Origin of the sequence: Novosphingobium sp. B1, from assembly GCF_900176395.1 — a bacterium.
Classification (GTDB): domain Bacteria; phylum Pseudomonadota; class Alphaproteobacteria; order Sphingomonadales; family Sphingomonadaceae; genus Novosphingobium.
The window spans coordinates 1-8,928 of the sequence record NZ_FWXL01000044.1; the positions used below are offsets into that span (position 1 = coordinate 1).

The 8,928-nt window shown below is 58.1% G+C and carries 11 protein-coding genes and 2 pseudogenes; 8 read left to right on the forward strand and 5 right to left on the reverse strand.

Going from position 1 to position 8,928, the window contains the following annotated elements:
* Nucleotides 1-288: 288 nt before the first annotated feature.
* Nucleotides 289-417 (forward strand): annotated as a pseudogene (locus B9A23_RS22575) (IS110 family transposase); the annotation flags it as partial.
* Between the two features lie 224 nt (nucleotides 418-641).
* Here B9A23_RS22575 and B9A23_RS21680 read toward each other — a convergent pair.
* Both B9A23_RS21680 and B9A23_RS21685 read right to left on the reverse strand, forming a co-directional pair.
* On the reverse strand, nucleotides 642-1,334 hold the full coding sequence (locus B9A23_RS21680) for a VIT1/CCC1 transporter family protein (RefSeq protein WP_084281476.1): 693 nt from the start codon (nucleotides 1,332-1,334) through the stop codon (nucleotides 642-644).
* A 440-nt stretch (nucleotides 1,335-1,774) separates the two neighbouring features.
* Entirely contained in the window at nucleotides 1,775-1,960 is a 186-nt protein-coding gene (locus B9A23_RS21685; RefSeq protein ID WP_084281478.1) for a hypothetical protein, read from the reverse strand.
* Nucleotides 1,961-2,400: 440 nt separating this feature from the next.
* On the opposite strand from B9A23_RS21685, the gene B9A23_RS21690 reads away from it, so the two are divergent.
* The 3 genes from B9A23_RS21690 to B9A23_RS22580 all read left to right on the forward strand — a co-directional run bounded on the left by B9A23_RS21690 (nucleotide 2,401) and on the right by B9A23_RS22580 (nucleotide 4,303).
* Nucleotides 2,401-3,435, forward strand: a complete 1,035-nt coding sequence (locus B9A23_RS21690) for a sensor histidine kinase (RefSeq protein ID WP_217806660.1) — start codon at nucleotides 2,401-2,403, stop codon at nucleotides 3,433-3,435.
* Between the two features lie 141 nt (nucleotides 3,436-3,576).
* Nucleotides 3,577-3,945 carry a hypothetical protein gene (locus B9A23_RS21695; RefSeq protein WP_139797646.1) on the forward strand — a complete coding sequence of 123 codons (369 nt, stop codon included), beginning with the start codon at nucleotides 3,577-3,579 and terminating at the stop codon, nucleotides 3,943-3,945.
* Nucleotides 3,946-3,976: 31 nt separating this feature from the next.
* The gene (locus B9A23_RS22580; protein ID WP_139797647.1) at nucleotides 3,977-4,303 is read left to right on the forward strand and encodes a hypothetical protein; all 327 of its coding nucleotides are present in this window, start codon (nucleotides 3,977-3,979) and stop codon (nucleotides 4,301-4,303) included.
* Nucleotides 4,304-4,477: 174 nt separating this feature from the next.
* Here the strand turns inward: B9A23_RS22580 and B9A23_RS21705 are convergent.
* Nucleotides 4,478-4,642, reverse strand: a pseudogene (locus B9A23_RS21705) (ATP-binding protein); the annotation flags it as partial.
* A gap of 76 nt (nucleotides 4,643-4,718) precedes the next feature.
* Between B9A23_RS21705 and B9A23_RS23130 the strand changes: the two are divergent.
* Both B9A23_RS23130 and B9A23_RS21715 read left to right on the forward strand, forming a co-directional pair.
* On the forward strand, nucleotides 4,719-5,333 hold the full coding sequence (locus tag B9A23_RS23130; RefSeq protein ID WP_217806661.1) for an IS3 family transposase: 615 nt from the start codon (nucleotides 4,719-4,721) through the stop codon (nucleotides 5,331-5,333).
* Nucleotides 5,308-5,874 (forward strand): IS3 family transposase, encoded by a 567-nt coding sequence (locus B9A23_RS21715; RefSeq protein ID WP_139797649.1) that lies wholly within the window; start codon nucleotides 5,308-5,310, stop codon nucleotides 5,872-5,874. The genes B9A23_RS23130 and B9A23_RS21715 overlap by 26 nt, the downstream gene beginning before the upstream one ends.
* 373 nt (nucleotides 5,875-6,247) lie before the next feature.
* Here B9A23_RS21715 and arsH read toward each other — a convergent pair whose 3' ends face one another.
* Nucleotides 6,248-7,159 carry an arsenical resistance protein ArsH gene (gene arsH / locus B9A23_RS21720; protein ID WP_254895243.1) on the reverse strand — a complete coding sequence of 304 codons (912 nt, stop codon included), beginning with the start codon at nucleotides 7,157-7,159 and terminating at the stop codon, nucleotides 6,248-6,250.
* A complete protein-coding gene (locus tag B9A23_RS21725) occupies nucleotides 7,156-7,518 on the reverse strand; it encodes an ArsR/SmtB family transcription factor (RefSeq protein ID WP_176218122.1) in 363 nt (120 codons plus the stop codon). Before B9A23_RS21725 ends, arsH begins: the two co-directional genes overlap by 4 nt.
* 284 nt (nucleotides 7,519-7,802) lie before the next feature.
* On the opposite strand from B9A23_RS21725, the gene B9A23_RS21730 reads away from it, so the two are divergent.
* Together B9A23_RS21730 and B9A23_RS21735 are read left to right on the forward strand one after the other, a co-directional pair.
* A protein-coding gene (locus tag B9A23_RS21730) for an IS5 family transposase (protein WP_139797650.1) occupies nucleotides 7,803-8,560 on the forward strand; the annotation gives its coding sequence in 2 pieces (ribosomal slippage) (nucleotides 7,803-8,142 and nucleotides 8,142-8,560; 759 coding nt in all).
* Between the two features lie 24 nt (nucleotides 8,561-8,584).
* Nucleotides 8,585-8,836, forward strand: coding sequence for a hypothetical protein (locus tag B9A23_RS21735; protein ID WP_084281487.1), 252 nt, complete (start codon nucleotides 8,585-8,587; stop codon nucleotides 8,834-8,836).
* Nucleotides 8,837-8,928 lie beyond the last annotated feature (92 nt).

Here is an 8,928-nt window from a genome sequence, read left to right on the forward strand (position 1 = left end):
CCACGTCTGTTGCCTCATGCTGGCCGGGGTGCGCGCCTCCCTTGGCCTGTTCGAGCACAGCAGGCACAGTGCCGTAGACCCAGGTGTCGCTCATGGCGAATCCATGCGCCGCCTGTCCGCCACAACTCCGGCTTGACCAAGTCGAGCACACAGTGAAATCATTACCCAACGATCAGGTGTTCACCTGCGCGCGATCAAATCGGAACGCTGGGCGGCATCAGATCGGAGTATATGCGCGCCATCGTCGGAATCCGCAAGCCGGAGGCGGTCGATCCCAACGTTCTCGCCCTGCTAGCGCGGAAGCCTGCGCGGGTTGCGACCGTCGCTTTGGCAAACAAGACGGCCAGAATCGTTTGGGCCATCATGGCGCGCGGCGAGGTCTACCGCGAACGTCACGTGCCTGCGTTGGCGGAGTAGAGGCAGCGGAATAGCGGCGAAAGCCAGCTTCAGGAGTTGTGAGAGCAAAGCGAGCTGATGGCGAACCGGTCAGACCGGGAACCGGGACAACCCAGCGAATGTCCAAGGCGTCACAGCCTGATTAGTAGTGCGGGACCCAGTTCGCGGACACCATCAGGGCCAGCGGTCTTCTTCAGGACTGCATCAACAGGCCGGACAGAAGTCTGCACCCGCCTGGCAGCGGGCTAGACTGCAGTTCCAACCAATCGGCCAATCCCCGCAGTAAGCAGCATCGCCAGAGCGCCCCAGAAAACCACCCGCAAAACCGGTTTGGCAATTGGCGCGCCGCCGGTTTTGGCTCCCAAAGCGCCGAGCAGTGCGAGGAACAGTATCGATCCTACTGCAGTACCTGCGACTATAAGCGCTATCGGCAACAGTGCTGCCAGAAGTACCGGCAAGATGGCCCCGGCGGTAAATGTACCTGCTGAAGCAAAAGCAGCAAGCACCGGCCTTGCAGTGGTTGTTGCAGTGATATGAAGCTCATCCCGCGTGGGCGAGGCCAGCGCATCGTGCGCCATCATCTGCGCGGCCACGATTTTTGCTGTTTCGGGTTCGACACCGCGTGCAATGTAGATTTCTGCCAGCTCCTGCTGCTCGGAGTCGGGATCGTCCGTGAGCTCGGCTCGCTCTCGGGCAATGTCTGCAGCTTCGGTATCTGCCTGCGAACTTACCGAGACGTACTCGCCCGCCGCCATCGACATTGCTCCAGCAACGAGCCCTGCTATGGTTGCAACGATGATGGCCTGGCGATCAGCACCGGATGCTGCGACACCGAGGATAAGGCTTGCTGTGGAGACGATGCCATCGTTGGCGCCCAGAACTGCAGCCCGAAGCCAGCCAATGCGTTGAACAAGATGAGACTCTCGGTGTCTCCTCACGGTGCATTCTCCTGCGGGTGGACCAACGACGGATTGATCAAGTCATCGAGGAAGAGGGCAAACAGACCCGGGTGGCTTTATACACCAGCCTTAGCATAGTGCGGGTCAGCGGCGCGCAAGCCGCCACGTGAACTGCAAAGTCTCCAACGGGAATTTTGACCACCTGCGCGCGGAAGCACTCAAGGTCTCCGACTGTGAAGCCGTGTCTTCAGCTGCAATACTGCAACGAACGCAGTCAAACTGGCTCACGCTCCGTCTGCACTCGTTCATCACGGGCGCTGCGGTTGGCCAAGGCTTGCCAAGCGGCCTCGGCGTGCAGGAATTTGTTCCGCTGATTTGTAAGGCCGCTCGTTCTCGCCTCATCAGCGCATTGTGCCACACGTTCGAGATAGAATTCTGTCAAAGCGCGCATCGGTATTCTCCAATAGGACCGAGTGAGATCACGAACCTGAGCCACCGAGCATGGTTTGTACCCAACGCGGTACATCGGGCGTGTCCAAGGTCATTCTCATCTTCGCGATCCGAGAGCGATAATAGCCGACGAGATCAAAAGGGTTTGCAGAGACAGAGGTCTGCGCCTCGATCAGGGCAACCTGATGATGATAAAGCAGCTGATTGAGATCCATGGCGGTGCTCCGTTGTGCGGGAGCTCGGAGGTCTCTCAGCCGGGCCCTGCATCGCCCAGCACCGGTACATACGACATGGTGATCAAAATGATCATTTACAAGGATAAAACGACTCAACACAAATAATTAAAAAACCCCCATGATTGCCAATTCCCACGGCGTTTTAGCGTGTGAATGCAACAAACATAAAAAGAACGGATCTATGCTGCGTTTTCTCCATTGAGGCTATTGAACCCGGGGCAAAATTCTGTCGCAGGATCATATGCTGAACGGATCGGCCATCGCACCTCCCAAGCCAAGCAAAACATTAGTTTTGCAAGCCCAACTCGTGTTATGTCCTGTCTTGACCGACGCTTTGTGGCCACTTGGCCTGCATTTGCGCTGCAATCTATCAGCCAAGCTTATGCGCAGCCTCTGCGGCTTTGCAAGGATTCCGGTTTATGGCACCTGCCCAATCACTTTCGATGCATGCCCCTGACGGGTTAGGCTTGGCCATCGTTCTTGCCTCAAGCACACCGTTGGTGCTCATGGATCCTTCTTTGACGGTAAGAGCGGCGAGCGGATCTTTCTGCACCCTCTTTGGTCTCGATCCCAAGAAGGTTTCCGGGCGCAAGCTACTGGATCTGGGGGCGGGTGAGTGGAACCTTCCACGCTTACGCTCCTTGCTGACCACCACAATGGCGGGAAGCGTTGCTATCGAAGCGTACGAACTTGATCTTCAACGCCCAGGACGCTTGCATCATCTCGTGCTCAACGCACAGCGTCTTGCCTATGGGGAGGCAGATGACGTCGGCCTCCTGCTGGCGATTGTTGACGTTTCAGCATCACGACTGCTGACCGATCAGAAAGACGATCTCATCAAGCAGAAACAGGTGCTTCTTCAGGAACTTCAGCATAGGGTTGCCAACAGCCTTCAGATCATAGCGAGCGTACTGATGCTGGGTGCGCGCCGGGTGCAGTCCGAGGAGGCACGCAGTCATCTTCAGGACGCCCATGAACGGGTCATGGCCGTTGCGCGTTTGCAAAGGCAGCTGACCACATCAACGGCGGAAGGAGTGGCCCTGGCAGAATATTTGACGACCCTTTGCGCAAGCATAGGCGCCTCCATGATCCTCGAGCCTGAGCATCTTAAATTAGCGATTGCGGTCGACGATGCATATTTTGGGGCTGAAGCATCTGTCAGCATCGGCCTGATCGTGACCGAACTTGTGATCAATGCACTCAAGCATGCCTTTCCCAGCCATCAAGCTGGCGGCGAAATCCACGTCAACTTCCGCTCCTTGGCCAAAGGCTGGTTGCTCCAAGTGACGGACAATGGGGTTGGCAAGTCACAGGAAGCCGTGCCGGGACTCGGTACCAGCATAGTTGAAGCCTTGGCAAAGCAGTTGCAAGCTGCAGTCACAGTGAATGCTGCACACCCGGGCACCAGCGTGACAGTCAAGCATCTCGTTGAAGAGCCCGCCGAAACCTCTTGAGCACAGGGATCTTTGCGTTGCCGCAGCCTTGCTCGGGTGCTTGTTTGCTGCGTATTCCACCCCATATTCCAGTGACCAGATCCGCATCCATGGGCATGACCTGGCAGAGAGATAGCGTCTCCCGCTCATGTGGAGTCGATCATGTCTAGAACCCCCGGAAAAACTCCCCCGTCGTTCTCGGCGTTTACATCTGCGGCCGATGAGGCTCACGAATGGCCCGTAAGCTGCGATCGGGATCAGGATAGAACCTGGAGAAAAGATGCCGTGGATGTGGATCCCACCCACGATCTAGCCTTGGTCAAGCGCAAAGTTGAAGCGCAGGAACAGATTTTGCGGGCCTTGATCGGCTTTCTTGCTGATGCTGATCCTGAGGTAATCCTGCAGCTCAAGGCGAGAATCGTACAGAACCGCGCTGATCGAGCGAACGAGGCTCCGCTAAACAGCGAAAGCCACGAAGATGAAGTCATAAAGCTAGTCGAACGCGAGTTCAAACGGCGACATTCGCTGTGACGCGATCGTTTTCGAACACAAGAGGTGTGACATGACGCCGACCGAAGTCCGGGCTCGCGACCAACGCCGCGCCGACGCAACCGTTGAGGAACGGATGGTTCTCGCCCTTGAGGACATTGCTCAACAGCTTGCGCTGATCGGTGAGAGCCTTTGCAGCAAACCCGATGATCAGCGTGAAGCGGATTTTGCCAAGAGCGAAATTGGATCGTGGGAGAACGAAGGCGGAGAGTTGCCCCCTGATACCGATCATAGCGAAGGTATCAAAAGAACATTCACCGAGATCTTCACGGTGGGCCCCTACAGATACGCTGCTCTGGCCGATGCAATAGCGCAACGCAAAAGACTAGCTCCAGGCTGATCTACATCAGACCCGCGCAAACACATCAAAAACCCTCTGCAACAGCTGTAAATTGGGAGGATAAGCTCTGCGTGTTGAGTAGCGCTGAGAATTGACCCGGGGTTATCACTGAGATTTGACCCGGGTGGGTGTTGGATAAGTGCTGCCCACGAGGGGCACGGTCAAGAGTTGGGTTTATCCCTTTCTGGATTTGGGTGCGGCGGAGCTGGCCCTGAAGCGGAAGCTATCATTGCCTGTATCGAGGATGTGGCAATGATGGGTGAGGCGATCGAGCAAGGCAGTGGTCATCTTGGCATCGCCGAAGACGCCAGATCATTCGCTGAAGCTGAGGTTCGTAGTGGAGTGCACCCCAGAAGCTGGACCACGGGAGCCTGAAAAACTGATACGCTGAACGGGCCTTGTTTGGAGAAGGCTCATGTCATCACGAGGACCCTACCGGCGGCATTCGACGCCGTTCAAGCTTCAGCTCTGCCAGGATATCCGGGCGGGAGTGATCGGCCGAAGGGATGCTCAGCGGAAATACACTATCTCCGCCAATCTCATCCAGCTGTGGCTGACGCAATTCGATCGGGGCGAACTCACCAACGAGGAAGCCGAGGCGAGCGTGATCGCCGAATATGAATCCAAGATCGCCGCGCTCGAGCGAAAGGTCAGGCAACTGACGATGGAACTCGACCTTGTCAAAAAAAACGCCTCGCCCGCCGACCGCAACCGACAGCGGGAGATCCTTCATCGTCACCGGCCCCGGGGCTGCTCTGTTAGACGGGGGTGCAAAGCTATGAACCTGCCGCGCAGCACCTTTTACTTTCACTCGGTATCGTCGGAGGTTGGGCCGACCGATGCTGAAGTCATCGCCTTGATCGAAGACATTCAGGATGAATTTCCTCGCTACGGTTACCGTCGTGTCTCGCACGAGCTACGACGTCGCGGGCTTCTCGTGAACCACAAGAAAGTGTCGCGGATCATGCGCTTAGGCGGATTGGGGAAGGCCGCGGCGACGCGTCGTGCGCACGACCGACAGCCGGCATGATCAGCCGATCTATCCGAACCTCTACCAGAACCGCATCCCCGATCGGCCCGACCAGGTCTGGGTCGCCGATTTTACTTATTTCCGTGTCGCCCAAGGCTTCTGCTATCTTGCGATCATTCTGGACGCCTGCAGTCGCAAGGTCGTCGGATATGCGCTGTCGCAGCGCCTCGATACGTCGCTCGCGCTGGCCGCTCTGCATTCCGCGGTAACCAGCAGAAAACCACCGCCGGGATGCATTCATCATACGGATAGGGGCTGCCAATACGCATCCCAGCTCTATCGCAATGCTTTGGACGCTGCTGGTTTGCGCGGATCCATGAGCAGCGTCGGCAATCCTTACCACAACGCCCGTGCCGAAAGCTTTATGAAGACGCTGAAAGTTGAGGAGGTTTACATCGCCGGCTACGAGACCTTGGCAGATGTCGCCCAGCGGTTGCCGGTCTTTATCGAACGCGTCTACAACACCAGGCGAATGCACTCGGCGCTCGGATACTGTGCGCCCGAGGAATTTGAAACGCTAATCGCCCAGCAGGCGGCTTAGTTCGACGGAACTCCGTGGTCCAGCTTCTGGGATGCACTCCACTCCAGGGTCAATTCTCAGCGCTACTCAACACTAAGGCGGGCTAAACCAAAGTTGGAAATCAATCTCGCTAGATCAACCCGCGAACGTCCGGGTTCAAGACGCCATTTGCCAATCCGCTGGCCGGCGCCGCTGCGGTCGCTACGGGTGAAACGCGACCAACTCAAGTGGTTCGAATGTGCTGCTGAGAACGTCGGTCTACGTCAAAACCGGCCATGAGCAAGGTATACGGGCAAGGGTGCCGAGAGGCGGTAGCTTATAAGGGCAGAGCCACCTTTAAACGGCACCCGCAATTCAGACTGTGAGGCTTGTCGATTTTGTACCTTAAATTTGACTACCTTGAACGGGCCAGTCCGGCACGCTCGACCGGTGTTCCAACGGGCTGGTCGCGCTCGACCCGCTCGGAATAGCGATCAACGAGCTGATCGACATGGGGGCGCAGGAGTACGGTGAAGCGGACCAGCTCCTCGATCACATCGACGATGCGGTCGTAATAGGCCGAAGGTTTCATGCGCCCCGCCTCGTCGAACTCCTCATAGGCCTTGGCCACCGAGGACTGGTTGGGAATGGTGAACATCCGCATCCAGCGCCCCAGCACCCGCAGCGTGTTGATCGAATTGAAGGACTGCGATCCGGCGCTGACCTGCATCACCGCAAGTGTGCGGCCCTGCGTCGGGCGCAAGCCTTTCATGTCGAGAGGCAGGTGATCGATCTGCGTCTTCATGATGCCGGTGATCTGGCCGTGCCGCTCCGGGCTACACCAAACCTGGCCCTCTGACCAGAGCGAGAGTTCCCGCAGTTCGGACACCGCCGGGTGATCGTCGCCAGCTACCTGATCGGGCAGCGGCAGATCGGAAGGATCGAAGATCCGTGTCTCGCAGCCGAAATAGCGCAGCAGGCGAGCCGATTCTTCGACCACAAGCCGTGAATAGGAGCGCTCGCGCAACGAACCGTAGAGCAGCAGGATACGCAGCGGCGGGTCTATGGGCCCAAGCCCCAGCGCCGGGCGCGGGTGGGCATATTCAGGCCTGAGGGCTGGCAGGTGGTCGGGATCGGGCAGGTCGTGCAGGCGCGTGCGGGTCAACAGGAGGAGCGCGCCGGGATGCGGTACGCCCTTGGGCTTGCTGCCTGCGCTGAAGGAGCGGATCTTGTCCTCGCCCAGTTTCTGAAAGATCGCTTCGCCCAGAATGGAACGGGCCGAATTGCCGGTACACAGCACCAGCACGTTGAGAACACGGTCGGTCATGCGACATCCTTTTCCGCGTCGGAACCGGCTGCTCCGGTCTGGGCCGGGCAGCAGGAAACGTTGTCAATGCAGGCGATCCCACCGCAGCAATTTTCGGTAAGGTAGCCCATCAGGCTATTCATCGCGGTGTAGTCCGCCGAGTAGAAAATGAGGCGGCTCTGGCGGCGCTGGGTGACCAGCCCTGCGTTGGCGAGCGCTGCCAAATGGAAGCTCATCGAGGAGGACACGACGCCCAGCTTCTCGCCGATCACACCAGCGGGAAGACCCTCCTCACCGACCTGCACCAGCAGGCGGAAAGCTGCGAGGCGATGCTCTTGCGCCAGAGCGCCGAGCGCTTTGATGACAGCGGCTGCGTCCATCCCAATCTCCATAATTCGATAAACGTGGAAATATGGAGATGTTATGGATACGTCAATGCTTCTGAGCTCGACCTGTCATCAGTCTGGCGATCGAACGGCGTCGATGTGGGCGACTTCGGAAAAAATGAACGGAAGGCAGCTAGCGCCCGCACACGCTCGGAAGGAGACGTTCCGGACACTACGTCACTTCAGGCATTGCTAGGGCCAAAACCCAATCAACCTATTGAAAATGCGCGTTTGGGTTGATTCAAGGGAGTCTCCAAGTTGGATGGAGGCTCCGCTCGATGTCGCGCTCGTTGTTCTGGTTATCGGATGCTGCTTGGCAGGCGATCGAACCTCACTTGCCAAAGAACCAGCCTGGAGCCCGGCGCGTCGTTGATCGCCGGGTAATTTCGGGCATTGTGCATGTCCTGAAGTCCGGCTGCCGATGGTGCGACTGTCCTGCGGACTACGGGCCTTCCACAACGATCTACAACCGTTTCAATTGCTGGTCACGGCGGGGCTTCTGGACGAAATTGCTCGATGCCTTGGCCGAGGCGGGCGCAGTCACGAAGAGCACCGCGATCGATAGCACCTATATCAAGGCCCAGCGCTCGGCGTTTGGCGGAAAAGGGGGCGCCAGACGCAGGCCATCGGCCGTTCTCGTGGTGGCTGGACAACCAAGGTCCACGCCCTGACCGACGTGCTCGGCCGACCCTATGCACTTATGCTGACCGCCGGCAATGTCAGCGATGTGAAGGCTGCCCCGGCGCTGCTCGAACGCGCGGGCCGTATGCGCTACCTGCTCGGCGACAAAGGCTACGATGCCAACAGTTTGCGCAAAACGCTGCGTGAGAACGGCACCAGTCCCGTCATCCCCGGCAGGCGCAGTCGCAAGCGCGTCATCCGCTACGATCAGCAGCGGTATCGAGGACGGCATCTCATCGAGAACGCCTTCTGTCGCATGAAGGACTTCCGCCGGATCGCCACTCGCTACGACAAGCTCGCCGCCAACTTCCTGTCCGCCGTGGCGCTGGCCACCGCCGTCGCGTTTTGGCTATGATGGAATTAGAGGAAAGCGCAGATCATGAACGACGACCAAAACACATCTGGCCCATATCTGCCACCCGGCACGGCGGTCTGTTACGACGGCCTTGAACAGGGTGGCCCTGAGTATGGGATCGTCGTCCATTGCTGGCTCGACGAAGAGATCGGCGCTCACGACTGCTATGTAGCCTTCTTCGGCGACAAGCAGCCGATGGGGAAGCCAATCGAGAAGCCGTATATCTTGCGTTATGCGTCTACGTCGCTGACGGTCATCGACAAAGCTGCTGATTGAGTCATCGTGTAATTGCGGCTGCTTCCCTCGGGCCTTGGTTGAGGCGCACACTTCTGGTTGTCGAATCCTGAAGGAAGGAAGCAGCCATGAAG